General features: G+C 55.1%; 18 protein-coding genes and 1 pseudogene. 16 read left to right on the top strand and 3 right to left on the bottom strand.

Annotation, left to right across the window (positions count from 1 at the left end):
- Positions 1-289: 289 nt before the first annotated feature.
- Together amaA and amaB are read right to left on the bottom strand one after the other, a co-directional pair.
- Positions 290-1,573, bottom strand: a complete 1,284-nt coding sequence (gene amaA / locus GIV26_RS17040) for an L-pipecolate oxidase (protein ID WP_236281616.1) — start codon at positions 1,571-1,573, stop codon at positions 290-292.
- A gap of 144 nt (positions 1,574-1,717) precedes the next feature.
- Positions 1,718-3,208 carry an L-piperidine-6-carboxylate dehydrogenase gene (amaB, locus tag GIV26_RS17035; protein ID WP_236281614.1) on the bottom strand — a complete coding sequence of 497 codons (1,491 nt, stop codon included), beginning with the start codon at positions 3,206-3,208 and terminating at the stop codon, positions 1,718-1,720.
- Between the two features lie 153 nt (positions 3,209-3,361).
- On the opposite strand from amaB, the gene GIV26_RS17030 reads away from it, so the two are divergent.
- The 15 genes and pseudogenes from GIV26_RS17030 to GIV26_RS16960 all read left to right on the top strand — a co-directional run bounded on the left by GIV26_RS17030 (position 3,362) and on the right by GIV26_RS16960 (position 19,326).
- A complete protein-coding gene (locus tag GIV26_RS17030) occupies positions 3,362-4,252 on the top strand; it encodes a LysR family transcriptional regulator (protein WP_236281612.1) in 891 nt (296 codons plus the stop codon).
- A gap of 207 nt (positions 4,253-4,459) precedes the next feature.
- The gene (pncB, locus tag GIV26_RS17025) at positions 4,460-5,674 is read left to right on the top strand and encodes a nicotinate phosphoribosyltransferase (RefSeq protein WP_003188094.1); all 1,215 of its coding nucleotides are present in this window, start codon (positions 4,460-4,462) and stop codon (positions 5,672-5,674) included.
- Positions 5,675-5,677: 3 nt separating this feature from the next.
- Positions 5,678-6,202 (top strand): annotated as a pseudogene (nadE, locus tag GIV26_RS17020) (NAD(+) synthase); the annotation flags it as partial.
- A gap of 122 nt (positions 6,203-6,324) precedes the next feature.
- Positions 6,325-7,587: a tyrosine-type recombinase/integrase gene (locus tag GIV26_RS17015; RefSeq protein ID WP_236281610.1), complete on the top strand. Its 1,263-nt coding sequence runs from the start codon at positions 6,325-6,327 to the stop codon at positions 7,585-7,587.
- 332 nt (positions 7,588-7,919) lie between these two features.
- Complete coding sequence (locus tag GIV26_RS17010; RefSeq protein ID WP_236281608.1) at positions 7,920-10,361, top strand: tyrosine-type recombinase/integrase; 2,442 nt, start codon at positions 7,920-7,922, stop codon at positions 10,359-10,361.
- Positions 10,358-12,487, top strand: a complete 2,130-nt coding sequence (locus GIV26_RS17005) for a site-specific integrase (protein ID WP_236281606.1) — start codon at positions 10,358-10,360, stop codon at positions 12,485-12,487. Before GIV26_RS17010 ends, GIV26_RS17005 begins: the two co-directional genes overlap by 4 nt.
- Positions 12,484-12,990 (top strand): hypothetical protein, encoded by a 507-nt coding sequence (locus GIV26_RS17000; protein ID WP_236281604.1) that lies wholly within the window; start codon positions 12,484-12,486, stop codon positions 12,988-12,990. Before GIV26_RS17005 ends, GIV26_RS17000 begins: the two co-directional genes overlap by 4 nt.
- A gap of 66 nt (positions 12,991-13,056) precedes the next feature.
- Positions 13,057-13,605, top strand: coding sequence for a hypothetical protein (locus GIV26_RS16995; protein WP_236281602.1), 549 nt, complete (start codon positions 13,057-13,059; stop codon positions 13,603-13,605).
- 164 nt (positions 13,606-13,769) lie between these two features.
- A complete protein-coding gene (locus tag GIV26_RS16990) occupies positions 13,770-14,234 on the top strand; it encodes a hypothetical protein (RefSeq protein WP_236281600.1) in 465 nt (154 codons plus the stop codon).
- Positions 14,235-14,303: 69 nt separating this feature from the next.
- A complete protein-coding gene (locus GIV26_RS27390) occupies positions 14,304-14,612 on the top strand; it encodes a DUF3223 domain-containing protein (RefSeq protein ID WP_420793280.1) in 309 nt (102 codons plus the stop codon).
- A gap of 534 nt (positions 14,613-15,146) precedes the next feature.
- Positions 15,147-15,470 (top strand): DUF7693 family protein, encoded by a 324-nt coding sequence (locus GIV26_RS16980; RefSeq protein ID WP_236281597.1) that lies wholly within the window; start codon positions 15,147-15,149, stop codon positions 15,468-15,470.
- Positions 15,471-15,731: 261 nt separating this feature from the next.
- Complete coding sequence (locus GIV26_RS16975; protein ID WP_236281595.1) at positions 15,732-16,529, top strand: DUF2971 domain-containing protein; 798 nt, start codon at positions 15,732-15,734, stop codon at positions 16,527-16,529.
- A gap of 591 nt (positions 16,530-17,120) precedes the next feature.
- Positions 17,121-17,597: a hypothetical protein gene (locus GIV26_RS16970; RefSeq protein ID WP_236281593.1), complete on the top strand. Its 477-nt coding sequence runs from the start codon at positions 17,121-17,123 to the stop codon at positions 17,595-17,597.
- A 50-nt stretch (positions 17,598-17,647) separates the two neighbouring features.
- Positions 17,648-18,196, top strand: coding sequence for an SH3 domain-containing protein (locus GIV26_RS16965; RefSeq protein WP_329610243.1), 549 nt, complete (start codon positions 17,648-17,650; stop codon positions 18,194-18,196).
- 89 nt (positions 18,197-18,285) lie between these two features.
- Complete coding sequence (locus tag GIV26_RS16960) at positions 18,286-19,326, top strand: DUF4062 domain-containing protein (RefSeq protein ID WP_150617883.1); 1,041 nt, start codon at positions 18,286-18,288, stop codon at positions 19,324-19,326.
- A 44-nt stretch (positions 19,327-19,370) separates the two neighbouring features.
- Here GIV26_RS16960 and GIV26_RS16955 read toward each other — a convergent pair whose 3' ends face one another.
- On the bottom strand, positions 19,371-19,826 hold the full coding sequence (locus tag GIV26_RS16955) for a helix-turn-helix domain-containing protein (RefSeq protein ID WP_150617884.1): 456 nt from the start codon (positions 19,824-19,826) through the stop codon (positions 19,371-19,373).
- A 157-nt stretch (positions 19,827-19,983) separates the two neighbouring features.
- Between GIV26_RS16955 and GIV26_RS16950 the strand changes: the two genes are divergently transcribed.
- Positions 19,984-20,379 carry a DUF6957 family protein gene (locus GIV26_RS16950; RefSeq protein ID WP_198711987.1) on the top strand — a complete coding sequence of 132 codons (396 nt, stop codon included), beginning with the start codon at positions 19,984-19,986 and terminating at the stop codon, positions 20,377-20,379.
- Positions 20,380-20,407: the final 28 nt, after the last annotated feature.

Below are 20,407 nucleotides of genomic sequence, written 5' to 3'. Positions count from 1 at the left end.
TTACTTTTTTATTCTTCAAAAAGACACGGTGTCATTGTTATTACAGGCGTTTCGACGCCTTTTGCCAGGACGTGCAACCGTCTAGCGTCTAGAGGTGCAACCAACACTTCAAAAAAGTACAACCCTGGCAGGTCGCACCTGCAACCACAGGCATAAACGACAGTTCCTGCAGCTGTAACAATGTGCGTAACGGAACTGCACATTTACAGTGCGTGATTGCTACGACTTGCACCAATACAGATGGGTAGCCTGCTAAGAAAACGCAGGCTTTTGAGGGGTATTTCGCTGATCAGATCACGATCCTCAGGCATTGCCCGGCGTGATAGAGCGAGAAGCCGGCTTCATACAGGCAGCTGCGCAAGCCCACCGCGGCCAAGGGTTGCATGGGCGTAAAAGGGATCGGCAAGGCTTGGGTGTCCTGGTGACACAGGTAGTCGGCAAACGCCTTGCCCACCACGCTGCCGGTGGTCACCCCGCGTCCGTTATAACCGGTAACCGCCACCAGGCCGGGGGCCGGTTCGAACAGGCGCATCAAGTGGTCGGGAGTGAATGCGATGCAGCCGGTCCAGGTGTATTCCCACTGCACCGGTTTGAGGTACGGGAAGTAGTGTTGCTGCACCCGATCGGCCCACGCCTTGAGGAACCACGCCGGTTTCTGGTTGCCGTTACCCAGGCTGCCCAGCAACAGGCGGCCATCGGCATCGCGGCGAATGCTGCTCAGGACCTGGCGCGTGTCCCACGAACCCTGGCCGCCGGGGAGGATCTGCTTGGCCGCGTCATCGGTCAGCGGCGCCGAGGCCACCTGATAGTAATAGCCGGGGAAGAAGTTACGCCGCAGTTCGGTCCATTCGCCTTCGGTGTAGGCGTTGGAGGCGATCACCACCTGCGCGGCCTGCACCGCGCCCTCGGCGGTCTGCACCGACCAATCGGCGCCTTGGCGTTCAAGCTGGGTGACCGGGGAATGATCGAACAACTGCCCGCCCAACGCTGCGGCGGCATTCGCCAACCCAGTGGTGTAGGCCATGGGGTTCAAGATGCCGGCGCGCCGATCCAGCAACGCGGCGGCGATTTTCCGGGTACCGGTGGCCTGCTCGCAGGCCTGGCCGGTGAGTAACTCAACCGGTGCGCCACGGCGTTTCCACTGCTCCTCACGGCTGCGCAAATCCGCCTCGCCACGGGCGTTGTGCGCCATGTGCAAGGTGCCTTCACGGCGCAATTGGCAGTCGATGTTGTACTTGTCGATCAGGCTGAACACCAGGGACGGCGCCGCACCCAACATGCGGTTGAGCTGGCTGCCCACCGCCGTGCCGAAACCGGCCTCGATCTCGTCCGGTGGAATCCACAGGCCGGCGTTGACCAGCCCGACGTTGCGCCCCGAACCACCGTGGCCGGTGCGATGGGCCTCCAGTAAGGCGACGCTTTTACCCTGTTCCAGCAAATGAATGGCCGCCGACAAACCGGTGATGCCAGCGCCGATCACGCACACATCCACCTTGACCGCGCCCTTGAGCGCGGCTCGGTCGGGGCGGCCTGGAGTGAGGTGTTCCCATAAACATGTTTCGCGCAGTGCCATTGCCAGACTCCGGGATGAATTCACCACCGCTCGTTCCCACGCTCTGCGTGGGAATGTAGCCTTGGACGCTCCGCGTCCGCATTGTCGTGACGCGGAGCGTCACAGAATGCGTTCCCACGCAGAGCGTGGGAACGATCAGTCTGGTCAGTCGAACGTGATGCCTTGTGCCAACGGCAGCTCCAGCGAGTAGTTCACGGTATTGGTCTGCCTGCGCATATACCCGCGCCACGCATCCGAGCCCGATTCACGCCCGCCGCCGGTTTCTTTTTCACCCCCGAACGCGCCACCGATCTCCGCGCCGCTCGGGCCGATGTTGACGTTGGCAATGCCACAGTCGCTGCCCACCGCCGACATGAACTGCTCGGCTTCACGCACGTCAGTGGTGAAGATGCAGGATGACAAGCCTTGTGGCACGGCGTTGTTCAGGCGCAGGGCTTCGGCGAAGTCGGTGTAGCCGACCACGTAAAGAATCGGCGCGAAGGTTTCGCTGCACACCACGTCGCTTTGCTCGGGCATTTCCACGATGGCCGGCGATACGTAGTAGGCGTTGGGGAATTTGTCTTGCAGTTGGCGCTTGCCGCCGAACACCTTGCCGCCTTCGCTCAAGGCTTGCTCAAGGGCGTCCTGCATGTTGTCGAAACTGTGCTTGTCGATCAGCGGGCCGATCAGGTTGCCTTCCAGTGGGTGGCCGATGCGCACTTTGGAATAGGCGGCCTTGAGGCGGGTGACGATTTCTTCCTTGACCGACTCATGGGCGATCAGCCGGCGCAGGGTGGTGCAGCGTTGGCCGGCGGTGCCCACCGCGCTGAAGAGGATGGCGCGCACGGCCATGTCCAGGTCGGCGCTTGGGCCGAGGATCATCGCGTTGTTGCCGCCCAGCTCAAGGATGCTGCGGGCGAAACGCGCGGCGACTTTGGGTGCCACTTCACGGCCCATACGCGTGCTGCCGGTGGCGCTGATCAGCGCGACGCGCGGGTCATCCACCAGCGCAGCGCCGGCGTCGCGGCCGCCGATGATCACTTGGCTGAGGTACTCGGGGGCACCGTCGATTTTTTTCAGTACGCGCTCGAACAAGGCCTGGCAGGCCAGTGCAGTGAGCGGGGTCTTTTCCGACGGTTTCCAGATCACCGCGTTACCGCACACCAAGGCCAGCGCGGTGTTCCACGCCCACACGGCCACGGGGAAGTTGAAGGCGCTGATCACGCCGACCACGCCCAGCGGGTGCCAGGTTTCACGCATATGGTGGCCGGGGCGCTCGGAGGCGATGGTCAAGCCGTACAACTGGCGCGACAGGCCGACGGCGAAGTCGCAGATGTCGATCATTTCCTGCACTTCACCCAAACCTTCCTGGGTGATCTTGCCGGCCTCCCAGGAAACGAGTTCGCCCAGGTCGGCCTTGTACTCGCGCAATACGTCGCCGAACTGGCGCACCAGCTCGCCACGTCGCGGCGCCGGCACTTTGCGCCAGGCTTCGAATGCATGCTCGGCGCGACTGACCTGTTGCTCCACCTCGGCGGCACCTTCCCAATGGACGCTGCCGATACGGCTACCATCAATCGGTGAATGCACGGGTTGTTTCCCAGCCTGGTACAGCGCCGGGTTTACCCCGAGACGATCAAGCAATGCGGCAACCATGGGTCACTCCTTCAAATCTGCGTAGAAAAATCGCGCCGCTGCTTGCACGGCGATCCTGAGCCTATTTGTAGCTGGCCCAAGACTTGCCAACAAACGACGATTAGGCGAGATATCATTCCCTTTATTCATGCAAAGAATAAAAAGAGGCATGCCGTGCTGAACAAAAGATATTTGCCCTCGATCACCGCCCTGCAGTGTTTCGAAGCGGCCACCCGCCACCTGAGCTTCACCCGCGCCGCCGAGGAACTGAACCTCACCCAAAGCGCGGTGAGCAAACAAGTAGCGCAGCTGGAAGAGCTGTTACAACACTTGCTGTTTCGCCGCGTGCGCCGCCGCTTGCAGATGACCCCGGCGGGCGACCTGTACCTGGTGGAAGTGCGCAAGATCCTCACCCAAGTGGAAATGTCCACCCACTACCTGCGCTCCTACGGCGGTGAAACCGAAGTGCTGCGCGTGTCCACGCCCTACACTTTTGGCGCACGCTGGCTGGTGCCGCGCCTCAAGGGTTGGCGTTTGCGCCACCCGCAGATCCACCTGGACCTGTGCAACGAACAGGACCCGGACGAGTTACTGCAAGGCAAGGCCGACATGGCGTTCTATTTCGGCCAGGGCGCACGCCCCGGCACCGAGAGCCTGAAATTGTTCAGTGAAGAGCTGGTACCGGTGTGTTCGCCCGACAGCCTGCCCGCCCAGCCCTTCACCGACCCCACACAACTGAGCGAGCTGGTGCTGCTGCAAAACGCGTCACGGCCCCAAGGCTGGCATGACTGGTTCGCCAGCCAGGGTTTCCATACCGAGCACAGCTACCATGGGCCGCGGTTCGACACGTTTTATATGTGTATTCGTGCGGCGCAGGTGGGATGCGGCGTGGCGCTGTTGCCGCGTTTTCTGGTGGAGGAGGAATTGGCCGAGGGCAAGTTGGTGATCCCCTGGCAACATGCGATGCCGAGCCAGGATGCTTACTACCTGGCGTATCCCGAGCATTCGGCGGAGGTGCCCAAGGTGCGCGAGTTTGTGAAGTGGATGATGGAGCACGTCCTTTAGCGCCTGGAGAATCGCCATCGCAGGCAAGCCAGCTCCCACCGTTTGGAATGCACTTCAAATGTGGGAGCTGGCTTGCCTGCGATGGCGCCAGTGGCCTTACTGAAAAAATCACTGGCAAAACCCCACAAGTCTATGCGCCACTAACCCCCTTCCTCAATTGTGCGTAAAGGCCGGCCTCCATCGCCGACCCGTCTGGAGATTCCCGTTATGAGCGAGAGTGTGTTTGCCGATCGCATCGTGCAGAACCTGCTCGACACCGACTTCTACAAGCTGACCATGATGCAGGCGGTGCTGCACAACTACCCGAACGTGGAAGTTGAATGGGAGTTTCGTTGCCGTAACAGTGAAGACCTGCGCCCTTACCTGGCGGAGATTCGTTACCAGATCGAGCGCCTCGCCGAGCTGAGCCTGAGCCCCGATCAATTGGGTTTCCTGGAACGCATCAGTTTTATGAAACCGGATTTTCTGCGCTTCCTCGGGCTGTTTCGCTTCAACCTGCGGTATGTGCAAACCGGCATCGAGAACGGCGAGTTGTTTATCCGCCTGCGCGGACCGTGGCTGCATGTGATCCTGTTTGAAGTGCCAATGCTGGCCATCGTCAGCGAGGTGCGTAACCGCTACCGCTACCAGACCGTGATCCTTGAACAGGCCCGCGAGCAGCTGTATCGCAAGTTCGACTGGTTGACCGCCAACGCCAGCAGCGATGAGCTGTCGGAGCTGCAAGTGGCGGACTTCGGCACGCGCCGGCGTTTTTCCTACCGGGTGCAGGAGGAAGTGGTCAGCGTGCTCAAGCACGATTTCCCTGGGCGCTTTGTCGGCACCAGCAACGTGCACCTGGCGCGCGAGTTCGATATGAAGCCGCTGGGCACCATGGCCCATGAGTGGATCATGGCCCACCAGCAACTCGGCCCGCGTCTGATCGACAGCCAGATCGCCGCCCTTGATTGCTGGGTGCGCGAGTACCGTGGCCTGCTGGGTATCGCCCTCACCGATTGCATCACTACCGACGCGTTCCTCGGCGACTTCGACTTGTACTTCGCCAAGCTGTTCGACGGCCTGCGCCATGACTCCGGTGATCCGATCCAGTGGGCAGAAAAAGCCATCGCTCACTACCACAAGCTGGGCATCGAACCGATGAGCAAGACCCTGGTGTTCTCCGACAGTCTGACATTGCCCAAAGCCTTGGAAATATTCCGGGCGTTGCGCGGTCGCATTAATGTGAGCTTTGGCATCGGCACCAACCTGACCTGTGATATTCCAGGGGTGGAACCGATGAGCATCGTGCTTAAAATGACCGCCTGCAATGGCCAGCCCGTCGCGAAGATCTCCGATGAAGCGGGCAAGACCCATTGCACCGACCCGAATTTTGTCGCCTATTTGCGTCACGTTTTCAAAGTACCTGCCCTATCCAGCAAGGAGTGAATCATGCAAGCCGTACAGCGTGAGATTGCACAACAGCTCAAGGTGCAAGCCCCGTTCAAGGACCAGGCCGCACTCGAAGCCGAGGTTGCCCGGCGCGTGGCCTTTATCCAGGACTGCCTGCGCAATTCCGGGCTCAAGACCCTGGTGCTCGGCATCAGTGGTGGTGTCGACTCCCTGACCGCAGGCCTGTTGGCCCAACGTGCGGTGCAGGAACTGCGCGCCAGCACCGGCGATGAGGCGTACCGCTTTATCGCCGTGCGCCTGCCCTACGAAACCCAGTTCGACGAGCACGACGCCCAGGCCTCGGTGGACTTTATCGAGCCGGATGAACGTCACACCGTGAACATCGGCCCGGCGGTTAAAGCCCTGGCCAATGAAGTGGCCGCCTTTGAAGGCAAGGCCGCGGCGTCCCGTGACTTCGTGCTGGGCAACACCAAGGCGCGCATGCGTATGGTGGCGCAGTACACCATCGCTGGCGCGGCCGGTGGCCTGGTGATCGGCACCGACCATGCGGCGGAAGCGGTGATTTCTACCCCCCTACACTGAAGTGCACAATCACTAGGCGCACTCGCCTCGAGTCCATCCAGAATCTAATCCGTGAGTCATACTCCACACTAGACATTCTGAGTTGATGAGTGGGGCGTCAGATCATGAAAGTGGTTGCTGTACGAGAAAGAGAGCTCGACCTTAGCAATTCAATCCTCGCCAGCGGCCCATACCGTGAGCAATTCTTAGCTCAGCCAGAGGGCAGTGAACCAAGCGTGAAAGTGACAGGGTGCGCGTTGATCGGTAACGATGAACAGCTTCTTCCCTTGGTGTCCTCCTACCTTTGCCGGAACTACAGAAACACCTTACTCGCGGACAAAACCGTTGTGTCCTATGCAAGGCGTATCTCTTACCTGCTAGATGACCAGAGGAGAAAGCCTGAGTACGAGACCACCGTCAGAGACGACCTCCTACTGAGTATCGGATTAGGTAATCTCGAAGTGTACTTGGGTCGTCTGGATGCTGCGGGCCTAGCCCCCAAGACAGTGCAGGGTCGAGATGCTGCATACAATCATTTGTTCAGCAACCACCTGAGCATCAGCCTTAACGATCAGCCACCTCTCCGGACTGATAATCCTTATGAGCACGGGCCGATTCGCCCTGGCAAGGCACACACAAAAGAAATCGTCCAACCGTGCAGCATGCTTGAGCTTGAACAGTTGATCTTGCATGCACACTCAGAACGAGAAAGGTGCATGCTGCAGTTGATATACGACTCTGGCATTCGAGAGTCTGAGCTGCCTCATATCACGCTTCAGGACATCCGCAATGCACTTGAGTACCAGAAGCTCCAGTATGTTTCCGCTGACAGTAATATCCCGGTGAATGCGGATTACAGTCCGTTGCATATCTTGGGAAGCAAGGGTAGAAAAAATGCAAAAAAGCCTAGGATAACACTCGTCAGTAGGACAACCCTGGAGCGCATCGAGAACTATCACAGAACACCGCTCTACCACCGACATAGCCAGCGGATAAGAGACCCAAGTAAGACGCCTGCGTTTTTCAATTCACATGGGAAGCCCTATACCACCAAGAGCGTTGAAAAGCTTATTGAGCGTGTGAGCAAGCGGGCCCAGAAGGCCGGGAAGACCAAGCGAAAGATCTCGGCGCACAAATTTCGTCATGGCTCGGCGTATCTCCTCCTCACAAGCCCAGATCTGGGAAAGGATTATTTCGAGCGCCTCGGAATGCTTTCGATAGGGCATGGTCACAGCCACTCCACGACATCTGAGGGCTACACCCAGATCCCTCATGACATCTACCAAAAGCTCTGCAAGCCTGACTCACTCATCAAGACCAAATGCGGAGAGATGCAGGCACTGCGCGAGCGGACGACCAAACGAATCAAAACCGGTGATAGAAAGTGATATCTCAGACCACACCCGCCAGTACAGTTTTCCACGCTGAACCGATCACTTGAACAAACCAGCGACCTCGCCGTAGTCCCTTACTTTCGTCCGTAAAAACTCCCCAGCAATTTCTGACGCAGCTGGGCACGACATATCGACGAAAAAGCCTGGCAGGACAACGGCTTAGCTTAAGGGTATGCTAACAGCATACCCTTAACTCATTGATTTACATGGCTTTTTTACTTTAACCTGCTTGACCATCGCTTCGCTATGGTGTTCATTTCCGGCTACAAACCGGGAGGAACCCTCATGCTGCTCTGTGCCCACCTGTACGCCCAAAGAAGCCAAAAATGAGCACTACTCATCATTCGCCCGATGAGCTAGCAGCAGCTCATGCTCACACCGAAGCCGAGCTCGCCAGCCAAGCCAGACGCCCGAAACGTTTGAAATCCGAAGTCACTGTGGCGATTCAGACTTGGGCCACAAGGATTAAAAGCAGCCGCCAATCTCTCTTGAACGTGCAGCTTTCTCAAAGGGGAAAGCTGAGGCCGGCTTACACGTATCTCTTAAAAGAGCTGGAAACGAGCGGCAACACCTTCAACACTAGGGAAGACATCCTCGACTCAATCATCCAGCGAATGATCGAGGAAAAGATCGTGATCCCCGACCACCCCTCAATCGCGAATGAGTGGCGCCGCAAACTTCTCTGCTGGTACGAAAACCTAAGTGAGACAGAGAAGCGAAACATCCCAGGGTTCGGCAATACCATCTCGTCGAAAGCCAGCCTTTATCAGGTTGACGGCATGAAAAACCTGAAACAGGCTCGCGCCAATTTCTCCATCGTTGAACAAACCTTCCAAGAGATCCTCCTCGACCTGACGAACCTTGGCGTAATCAATGCTAATTACAAGAACTGCAAAGAGCGGACGGCTGAAGCTGGGCAGAAAAAACAAGAAGCAACGCCAAAAGACTCTATTACCAAGGCGCTCTCTCAGCTAAGGCTGGTTGGGCTTTCGAAGTTCGGTGATCTGGCGGAAGACTCGGGTCGCCCCTTCAGCAAGCTTCTGCATATGTTCGCCGCCGCGTCGATGAAATCGAAATCCTCATCCGGTCAGCAAAAATACAGTGACGCCTTCCGGCAGATGTCCATGCATTTGACCGAGGTAGGTTTTAAGGGAGGTGAGGATCCTCGGGAATACGTCACGGCCCACTACTTAACGCGATTCAGGAAGTACCTTGTCGACCAAATGGAATCGGGCACCCTAACGTCGAATTATGCTAATGGGGTTTTGTCGGCAGTCCGTTCAATGTTAAAGCGCACAGTGAAGATTCGAGGCTTTGGCCTTTCATCTTTTATTGATGTGCAGGGATTCGACACCGGTCGGCAGACCGATATGTATCGCCCTTACCCTAAGTTTACAAGGACGGCGATCCAGAAAGCCTGTGACATGGAACGGCAACAGACCAACGAGTTGGCGAAGGAGTATGTTTCCTTCCATGGCGGCTGTGATCCGTTGGACGTGAATGGACACATCGTCAAAGGTATGGCCACCTTAGAAAACGCTCGGTGGATCTTCGAGAACAAACTCGACTGTCGGCCCATCAGCAGGTGGTCGGCGGATGCTGAGAGCAAATACGAGCAGGGCTTCGCACGTTTACTGAGAATCGGGGGGCTTGGGGTCACGAAAACCTATGCCAGCTGGGGGGTAATCTACCAAATAACATCTAGGACGATTGCCCCTTACATTACTCGCTTGGCACAGGTAACAGGCCTTAACGCCGACTCTCTGAAGAGCCTGGATGTCGATGATTTCGTAGAGAGCCACGAACTGACCCAACGCCCTTATCTTCGTTACTGGAAAGAGCGGTCAGGTGGAGGAAAGGTTCTTCACCTTGATCTCATGTACGCGGATTGGACGTGGCTCACACGGGCACAAAGCATGGAGGTCAGGAAGATCTTCAGCGAGGTCGCTCATCTGACTCGGCACATTCGAGAGCTCGCCGAAAGCTCTGTCAAAGAAAGACTGTTCATTTACGAGTCCCAGAAACAAAGCGAATTCAGGAAGGTGAAGTCGTTCGAAAACTCCACACTTATCAACAATGTGATGAACCAGTTTGCCAAGGATCACAACTTCAAAACTGAGGGAGGTGAGGATCTGAATATCTCGGCTTCTCGACTCCGGCCCAGTCTTGTGGCGGATCTTGTTGAGCAGGGCGTCTCAATCAGGGAAATCCAAGTGATTCTTGGTCACGGATCCCACAAAACCACTATCAATTATCTCGATAAGTTGGAATTCAACAAGACGGCTCGAGAGGTCAACTCCAAAGCTCTTACCGAGATTCACAAAGGTACGATCATCCAGGATGCTAAATCGGCGACCAAGCAGAAGCCAAGTACCTCAGGTACAAGTTCGTCACCGGTGATCATTAAGACAGGTTTGGTCAGTTGCAGGGACGCCCTAAATCCTCCTGATGAAATCACAAAGCTGCCGAGCTACAAAAAAGGCAGTAAGTGCTCGCTGCTGAACAAGTGCTTGTCATGCAGCAACTCCATCATCACCGTATCCAACCTGCCAGACCTATTTGCGATGCAGTGGGACTACATTTCGATTATGTCCACCACCAATGTCGCAGAAACACCATACGGCAGTGTCATCCGTGAAAATCTGGAGGTACTGAACAGCATTCTCACGCCTTCCGAGCAGGGGTTCACGGCGGAGCAGCTGGAGGAGGCTCGCCGGTTGGCAGAGCACATCGTCACTAACCCGATGATTGAGGCAGTTTCCCTATGAACCTTGGATTCGATAAGCTCATTTACAAGATCAAAGCGGTACGTGAGCGGTTCTTGGGCTATTTAGGCAATGAGCTCATTGTGGCTATCTCTCATTCCAACGATGGAGTGAGCGCACTTGAGTTGCTCGAAGCACTGATGAACCTTCCTGCCAGCAAGTTGAGCCTCGTGAAGCATTTGATCTGGGACTTCAACGGTGAGTCTCATATCTTGGCAAGAGACATACAGGGCTCAAAATCCCGGATTGACTTCGGAATCTATGAGAGCCTGAACAGCACAATTCTTTTCGAACTGAAGATCGCTATCCTTTGCATGTTGGAGATCCCTGGAGCTCTTCGCCATACCAAGAAGCCTAGAAGCTACAAACCCCATACCGTGTTGGATATCTTCAAATCTGTGATCCCGTTTATCAATCAGATGTGCGCACGCAAGCGAGTGGAGCATGGGGATCGCTTCTTCGAAGGATCGCATTTCAGCCTCGCAGACTTTACCGACCAAGATTACCGGACTGAGGCTGAGGTCTTCGACCGAGCATTCCGGGGAGTGATGCTCAATGGTTTCCAGGTTCTCAGGTCTCACTTCCTTGTCGAAAATCTTTTTCCCAGGCCGTTGGTGTACGTCGACCTTGAGAATCTTGGGTGGAAGCAAAACAGCGTCAAAAATAAACAAACCCGTACCAGAAGCAAATGGTTCAGCAGCAAAATTTTCGAGAAGAGCTCCCGAGAAGGATCTTTCGCAGTTGTAGATTTCCTTAAAGCGCTGAAAGAGGACATCTCGGATCAGGATACGCTGAGCCGGATCGATATGATGGGCTATGACCAGGCTAAGAAAGCCAAGATCACGCGGAGAAATTACGACATTTATGTGGCAATACGCCTGACCTCGCGCGGTTATACAGGACTCGAAGTGGAGCCTTACTTGTATAACCTAGAGCCTGTTTTTTGGTCGCCTCAAAACCTTGGCATGCTCAAGGACAAAGAAGCGCTGTGTAAATTGACTCGCGCCCCGATGGACAACGACCTGTATGAGTACCTGACACACATCAGCAACAGCGCAAGTTACATCATCGGTCAGTACACCGGTATGAGGCCGTCCGAGCTTTCCGGCTGCTTGATTGATGACTGTCTGACGGTCGACGAATTTGGACACGATCTCATCACCAGCAGGGTCATCAAAAATCGAGAGGCCGTCAGGAAACTCTTTGACGATATGTGGGTTGCAATTCCAATCGTCAAGGACGCGGTAAAGGCACTACAGATCTTGAACCGGTTCAAGCAGAATCCATACCTCTTCTCAAACATGAATACCATCAAGCCGGGCATGCAGCATGAGGCGAATTCGCTGAGCGGGTCTGGTCTAGATCATCAGCTTTGCGCATTTTTGTCTAAAACCTTGACCGTCGAAGAGTATGAGGAGATCGAAGTATCGCCATACACGCTCAGACATTCGTTAGCGAACCAGATGCTCAGGGCTGCCGTGGGTCTGCCGTTCATGTCCTATCAGCTCAAACACTTTGGTCACCATGCCAGCACCATCGGCCAAGATGTGCGCTGGAATCAGTTAGGCACCGTCACGATTGACTATGGCGGTATTGGTGAGGCTCTTACGTCAGGTGGTGGCCCAGATGCTCCTGGTCGAGTGCATGCCGAGACGGAATTCATCATGAACTCCCTGAATCCCGCCGGGGGTTATGCAGGCGAGAACGCTCCCGCGCATCGTGCTCGGCTTGAAAACTATTTTAAAGGTTATCTCGAGGCCGGTTATTCGAACAAAGAAATCTTTGAGCGAATGGCTGAGCTGAATTTCGCGGTAATCAATGTTGGCCAAGGCTATTGCTATGGCAACGCAACGGAGTTGGACGATCCCTCAATTCCTTGCATCGGTTCACTGCGCTGTAACCCCAACCGATGCAAGAATGCCGTGGTAACTGAGGCTAATGCGCCAAAGTGGCAAGAAATCTACATCCAAAATACCTTAGCACTCAGGAGGTATGAGACAGATCCTGCAGCAGCTTATGCGGAGCTGCGAGACTCAGATGACGCGACCTTGTCCATGGAGCAAATGAAGCTCGCAATTTCAGAGGCCAAAGAAGTGCTCCTTCAACTGGGCATCGAGATGGTGGTATGAGCAGCGCCTATGACTCCAAGAATGAGGAAAACTTTGAGGCTGTCAGTCGGGCGATTGATGCAGCGCTGGAAAAAATAGCAAAGGATCCGTCCATTCCGGCAACTATAAGCCGGCTGGCCAAGCTAGCTAACGTGCATCGGAACACCCTCTACTTCCGCCAATGGCCGAAAGCGCGAATCGAAGAGATCAAGACGAAACGTGCCCAGCAGAAGAAAGACCACGCTGCAGCAAAAGCAGCATCTGGCTCACCCGAGGAGCAGTTGGACAGAAGCAGGCTGGAAATCATCTACTGGTTTACTCAGCTTCAAGATGCGAGGGCTGACAGTGCTTCGCAGGCGAGGACGATCAAGCAGACAGCAGCGGCGCGTGATTACTACAAGGAAGAGAATCAGAAACTGCTTCATAAAATCAACGAGATGCACCATGAGAATCAGCAGCTACATAACATGGTCGATGTATTGGAGCAGGAAATTGCCAGCGGACAACGACAGCCGAATAGATAGCTCACAGTATTCACCCCGGTTACTACGACTCTCTAATTCAGTATTTCTGTACGGTTGAGACAGCAGATGCTCCTATTGAATCTCCTCGCAAAGCTGTGGTGCTTTATAAACCACGACCGTCGCCCTGACTGGGAGAAAGCGCGTGAACGCGAGTTCATCCGGGCGGCGAACTCCTTGAAGACCCTCTCGGTGACTGACCGGGGTGGCGTGTCAATCGACCCCGAAGAGCTCCGCGACCACATAAACGCCGCACGTGAGCAGTTGAAGCATCTTGTCCACAAGCCACGAGCGCCTGGCCTGGAATCCACTTCAGTGGCAGATCAGGGAGGGAGTCTTATCGTGGAGGCTCTAGAAAGAGACCTGGACTGTATCGAGGTCGTGGCTTGGCGAAGGCTTACCAGCGGCGCTGCTGTGCGCTACACGTGCCTTCAGGGCTTGAGTACAGGTCGATTCGCGGTAACGGTAGTTAGCCTGTTCTCCAAGGATGCGGAGAGTCTTCCGCGTTGGATCGACAGCGATACACCCACCCGAGTCGCTTATGCCCTGCAGTGTGGTGAACTTCATTGGTTCACGACTGTAAGTGAGGCGATGGACGCTTGGGATGCCGAGCTCTGATGGTCGGGGATGTTACTGGCACCATGGGCCCCAAGTCGGTGGGTTTTCAACGATATCGATTGAGATGCTCAGCTCGCGCTGCATGCGCTCGAAGATGGGAACACCCATGCATGAGCAGTCCATGTAGCCCGCAGAAGTCGCAGGGTTCAAACAGGAGCAGCAGGGTGGAGCAGCCTTCGTTTTTTATTGATTTCGAGGCATCAGGAATAGCCCCGGATAGCTATCCAATCCAGGTGGCTGTGGTGTCGAGTGAGAGCTCCTTCAACTCGCTGATCAAGCCAGCCCGCTACTGGACGCATTGGTCGTTCGACGCGCAAGACATGCATGGTCTTTGTCAGGATCAATTGCGTGAGCAGGGTGATACCCCAAATGCTGTGGCGAGACGTATGAACCAGCTGTTTTCAGGGCAGGTTCTTTGCAGCGACTCGCCACAAGACAGCTTTTGGCTCGATGTCCTGTACGAGGCAGCAGATCTTGTACCTACCTTCGAGCTGAAGCCGTTGGAGGTGTTTGTGGGGCGGGAGGCTGCGAGTGAGATCTACCGCCTACTGCCAACAACCAAGCACCATCGCGCCCTCGATGACGCGAGCGCTTTGATGAGTGCTTGCCGCGCATTTTTCCAAGTTTGAGCTTTCAAGAGATGGTTAACACTTCCTGCTATAACGATTGATTTGCGAGACACTACCTGAGAGAAGACGGTGCCATATCTGATCAATGATGAATGGTTTGCAACGAAGGACGCAGTCAAAGATCGCTGCCGAGAGATCCTGGCTAGGACGCCTGACAGCACACTGGTGAGTGACGCTGATTCTGATTTTCTGTACGAGCTTTTCCAGCACCACGATGAATGGACGGAGAAAGCCGGAGAGGGCGTCAAGTGCATCGCCGAACTAGCCTCGCGCCGCTTGTGCGTCTCGGTGATTCTGCAGATGCCGCATCTCCTGCTCCCATTCATCCAAAAACTTCTTCCAGTCGTGTGCGTATGGCCCTTCTGCTACACGCGTTGACCCCAAGCTCGCATGAAGGAATCGCTCTCGCCACGGTAGTGGGATGTTTTCTTCGCGGACTATGTGCCACCCAATCGGATGAGGCTCGATAGGAATGGCATCACGGAGCTGTCCCACACTGAGTACCGTTACCGGGCGTGAGATTTCATAGGCCTCGCTCAGCTCAATGTCGTCGAGAACGTCCAGGACGTCGAGCGCCCTAGGATCTCCAGGTGGAAGAGAGGCCAACGCCCACAAAGCCTTCCGCCTGGCCTTCTCTCGATTCCGGAGTTCTTCGTTATGACTCATCTACCTGATTCTCCAACTTACCTGGAGGTCGCTCCTGGGCGTTGATAGGACGCAACATATCCTCACACACTGCGATGCATTGCATGGAGCCTAGCCGCTCGCATCTGCGGTGTATCCTTTGCGAAAGTTGTGTGGCGAATTGAAGGGAAGGAGTGGCCGCAGTGCGAACATCTTGCATTAAGCGTATCAGGCTGATCCGTCATGGAGAACTTGCTGCCAAGCCGCGCAGGCCTTCGAGGTTGTCAAATGCCCACTGACACTGCAACTCATCTCTCAGCGAGAGAGGTTTGTCAGGTACTGCGAGACGTCATATTCGAGCGTCATACCATGAAAAAGGTGGGGCATCAGTCCTGGGATGAGATCTATGCAGGTCATTTACTGGTGAACGTCGACGGTTGGCGGCTATCGATTTACAACGACTGCGACGACCTCGACTACTGCGAAGAATGCGTGAGCCCGGATGGTCGGCGCTGGTCGTTTGACTCAGGTGATCGATATGGGACTGATCCTGTTGCCCTGCTCTCCGTCTGGGAACACCAGACGCTTGAGAGGCTTTTGAAGGAAATCTAACTCGATGCATTCATAGTTCGCCCCTGACTGTGACGGCTGTCGTGAACCTTGCCCTAGTTGCCGCCAAGGGCATTTTAGCGCTACCCATGAAAAAGCACGCGGTGGGGGGCCCTCGCCGTCAAAGCCCCACTGCATTCACGCATTGCTGATTTGCTGGAACCATATTTCGTTGCAGCACTTCGAGATCGTCGGCTATAGAGATCAGCCTGGCCCACGCTACCTGCTACAGTTTTTCCATAACTCAGCGCCAGGAGCGACTCATTGATTCTTTATAAATACTACGACGCAGTAGGCGGAAAGCATGCTCTTAACAGCCGTAAGCTGGGCTTCCGGACGCCAACGTTCTTCAACGACCCGTTCGAGCTAACAGCCCTGTCCAACGGCAATGGGCCGCTGGGCAAGCAAGATACCCTTCGAATGCAGATTCAAGCCCTGAAAGAACAGGTGGTTATTCTGAGTCTCACGCGAAGCCCTCTCAACCCGTTGATGTGGGCTCATTACGCTAGAGAGCATACGGGCATCGTCATCGCTTACGATGTCAGTGGCGACTTCCTCAATTCTCAAGATTACAACCTGATACCTGCCGACAGCGGGGACGTTATCTACACGCACACGAAGTCTCCCTTCAACCTGACGCCTCAAACCATGCAAGCGCTGTTGAATGTCTACCAGCAAGGGTTTGGTGCACCTGGGCCAGCGACGTACGAGCATCAGGCTATAGCTCGCCGGCTATTCCTTACCAAGCACGCCAGCTGGGTGTACGAGGAAGAAGTCCGAGTGGTGAAAATCGCGCACAGTCTTTTCGATGAGGAGCATCTGTTCCAAGGTGATCCGTTCCGGGCGAACGATACAGGTGGGCATCTCCCCGAAGGTCTTTATCTTTACGAGAAACAGATGCCCATCACAGGGGTGTATCTGGGAGTGAAGAACACTCTGCTTCGAGACCCGGTTGAACGACCTAAGCTAGAGGCGCTTGCTTGTCCGATCTATCAGTTGGAAGTAGACGATGCGTCCTGGCAGCTGGTTGCAAACCTGATGAATTTCGCTGACGTCGTCTAGGACTGTCCTTCATACGAGGCCCCTCATATGGGCGTATACGGTACATCAGTCAAGGCGTAGGTTCGTTGTCAGGGAATCACTTGGGAGCATAACCATGGACGGCAACCAACGTATGATCGACTGGTCGGCAGCGTGGGCACTAATCGGTGGGTTAGTAGCCTGCACTGGCTGTATGCGTCGTCAGCGGGTCTCAGACGCCGATGAACCATTTCCTCATGATCCGAATTGCACTGCCAAGGATGAAGTTGCGTCAAGGCCGTGGGCAGAACTGCACCAGATTCTTGACGTGGAGCGCGGGTGATTACTAGGGGTTAGACGCTCATGGAGTCCCAATCTACATCACGCCTCTGGCACTCTCATCCCGCTAAGTCTTGGTATTTGGCATCAACAAGGCGCTGGAGCACCACCTTGCCACCTATGTCCCACAATACCTCTTGCAAAATACCCCCGATCCTACCAACGGTGCATTAATTGAGTCCCGCGTTGAGCATCGAATACCCAGTGGATAGTCGCTGCAGCTCACGTCCAAACGGTGTACCGAGGCGTTGTCTCCGGGCAATCAGGTAGCGCAAATGCGTAGGGGTATGTCACATGACGCAACCGCTCTTAGATTTCGACCTTAAACGCGTTTCTCGCGAGCACTACATAACTGGCAAAGCTGCAGTTAATTTCCCCTACCCAGGATGCAGCACGGGGGGGTGGCACTTCTTGTCGTACTTTGACCGAGAGGCAGGGGTCGTCAAAGTATCGCTTGCAGGGATTCACTACCCAGATACCGATATGTTCTTCGGTGATGCGGGCATCACTGACGTAACGGATCAGCTAGCTGATCGTGGATTTCGTGTTGATGGAAGACGGCTCTACATGGCTGACCATCACAGGGCTGCTGCGGATATGATCGTGAAATGGGCGCTGAGCGACTCAAGACACTGCAATGTAGAAGTCGCGGAATGGTTTCCCTCCCCTGAGGCGAAGAGGCGGCTGCTTGAGGTACTGGATCTCGGCAAGCTCAAGCTTTCGGAGCTGAGCAGGCTGCAAAAAGTGGAAGCTTGGCTAAGCTCGCAGTAGGTGGGGACGGCCAGTTTTGTCAGGAAGATAGCCGTTGTAATACGTGCCGAATGAGAGCAATGGATATGCGTAAGAAGTCCCAGTCATGGTTTGTCCCGCTCCTGATTCTTTTCGCCGTTCTGTGGGCAATCGGAAAGAAAGACACGCCTCCAGCCCCGGTACAGCAAAGCGGTCTCAGCACGCCGAGTACGCTCATGTCGATTTCTTCGGCTTCACCGTCAGCACCGACCGCTAGGGCCGTAAATGAGCAGTTCGTGAGCGTCGACAATCTCAATGTCCGGGATCAACCAGGCGGAAAGGTCATCTCAAAACTGAAGCGCGGGGAGAAGCTTCAAGTTTTTGAGACCCGAAAGGATTGGGCGCGCATCAGCATTGACAGCCAACCTTCAAAGTGGCTTTCGTCCAAAAGCCTGTGCAGCGGCTCAGACTGCTACGTCGTCTTAAGGCCAAGATCAGGGATTCAGCCGAAACAGCCTGCTCGCCAACAGACCCCAGCTTATGGTTCATCCTGCCCTTGTTCCTCTGGGAGCGTGTGTATCGGGCCTCGCGGTGGTCGATATTGCATTACCTCTGGCGGTAACAAACGTTACGGTGTCTGAACTGCTGTTCACCATTGAGACAATCTGCAACGATCACACCTAGTTACAGTCCAAGCGGACACATATGCCAGCGTTCAGAGGATGCACTGATGAAGGTGTTCATAAGCTCCGTAGTAAGAGGATTCGAGCAGTTCAGAGCCGCCGCCAAAGATGCGGTGGAGACACTGGACATGAAGCCGGTCATGAGCGAGCACTTCGGAGCGCGAACCTATTCCTCGGAGCACGCCTGCCTGACAGAGGTCGACCAGTGCGACGTTTATATCCTGATTCTTGGCGCTAACTACGGCTATGAACCTCAGCCAGGTCTCTCGGTTACGCAGCAAGAATTCCACCAGGCAGTGAGCAAGCGTAAACCGATTTTGGTCTTCATCCAGCAGACTGACTTTGACGCGAAGCAGATAGTGTTCGTCAACGAGGTGTCTGACTACAAACAAGGTTTTTTCAGAGCCTCATTCTCAGACCCCCAAGAGCTTTTGAAAGCTATTGTCCAGGGCCTGAGTAGAATGGAGAAATCCAAAAGCGCAATTTCTGAGAACGCCTTTCACGAGCGCATTACAGAGGCATCAAGCTCTCGCTCCTACGGCGGTCACTCCTATGCGCCACAGCTTGAGTTCGCGTTTCTGCCACAACCCATTGAGCAGCACGCTGTGCACGGAGCGGCCCAACGCCGTGATGAGATTTTCCATAGCTTCCATAACCTGGGCTTGGCGAAGTTCAAGCAAGGTTACGAAGACTGGGATGACAAGTTGTTCACAGGACTGAAGTCCGGAGATACGTCTTGGCGCGTTTTTGACGACGGGCTCGTCCTTTTGGAAACTGACGCAAGTGTGCCAGTCGAGGGGCGTACGGCTGGTCTCTATTTCGTGTCTCCGACCAACCTATCAAAGCTAATTAAGTCCTGCTTCGAGGTGTCCGGATTCAACAGCGGATGGTATCGCATTACCTTGAAGAATTTAGACATGGCGAAGATAGAAGAGCCGCCGGCGACTGCCCCCAGCAGCTATTCGATGCCTATGCGCCGTGAAAAGCTCGTTAGTGAGTCACGACTTTTCATCCCTGCCACACGGCCCATCGTGGAGCAATGGATACAGGAAAGCATCGTAAGAATGGCCAGAAGTTTGGCTTATTGATCAGTGACACCCGTGCCTCTGTCATTTTGAGCCAAGGGGGGCTTTTAATCGTCAACGTGCCACAGGCGCCCAACAGTGCTTCTGGGTAATTCCAGGTGCCGGCAGACCTCTGCCTGAGAAAGACCTTCTGCCTTTAGTTTGCGTACTGCCTCGAGCCTTTCTGCGGCTGCGATTCTCTGTGGTGTGGTGATCTTCTGCGGCTCGCCAGGCAGCGCTTCATCAAGAACTCCTAGCCGCATGAGTTCTCTCATCGATTCATTCAAGACAGAGCGTGCTGTCTTGCCCTCATCGGCTGCGGCCACCAGAGTGAGCAGCGACAAAGGCGTTAGGCCCAGCGCATGCGCCAGATCCGCACTCAGATCAATAGTCGGTGTCGTCGTCGCAGCCTCCAAGCGGCTTATGTGAGCCTGGTCAGCTTGATGCTGGAGGTCTGCTTGCGATAAGCCATTTCGAATCCTCAGCCACTGTAGCGTCGCCGCATAAGCCTTCCGCAGGGACATCAAACCTACCTCTCCCAAAAAGAGACGGTATGACGCGTTTGATGGATCCCACACAAATGCATATAATCATATCGATGGGATTTCTGGCATGTCGCCCGGTATTTTGCGTGTTCGCAGAGCCTGATTTTTGGGTTCGCACCATGAGGATCATCAATTTATGGGTAATTCTTCGGAGCATGAGTTGCTCCGCGAGGGTGAGATATCGTCCTTTGGAACAGAGCTACCTCAAGCCGAAATAGAGGTATTGGTGTCGGATCGTTTCGGTCGGAAACCATACTGTTTGGTCGAGGATTGGCTGATCTTTCATGTGGACGAGCCTCCTGAATCGCTCGCCAGGGTGCGCGCCATAGGCCTGCAGACAATGTTCCTTTATTCCCATTGCGTGACCTACGACAGCCAGGGCCGGTTCCCTCCAGGGGGCTGGGTGCGCTCGACCCTGTGTAAATCGTTCGACGGTGTTTGCCTGTTCGAGACGCGAAACACGGTTTACGTGCTCGTGGGAAAAGGGCGCGAGATGACTGCCTCGCTGAAGACAATATTTGGCTTATGTTAATCGCAGGCGCTAAGCAGGCCTGCTCCAC

It is taken from the genome of Pseudomonas sp. PA-1-3F (assembly GCF_021609665.1).
Taxonomy (GTDB): domain Bacteria; phylum Pseudomonadota; class Gammaproteobacteria; order Pseudomonadales; family Pseudomonadaceae; genus Aquipseudomonas; species Aquipseudomonas paracarnis.
The sequence above is the reverse complement of the archived record's forward strand: the minus strand, read 5'-3'. Positions and strand labels throughout refer to the sequence as shown.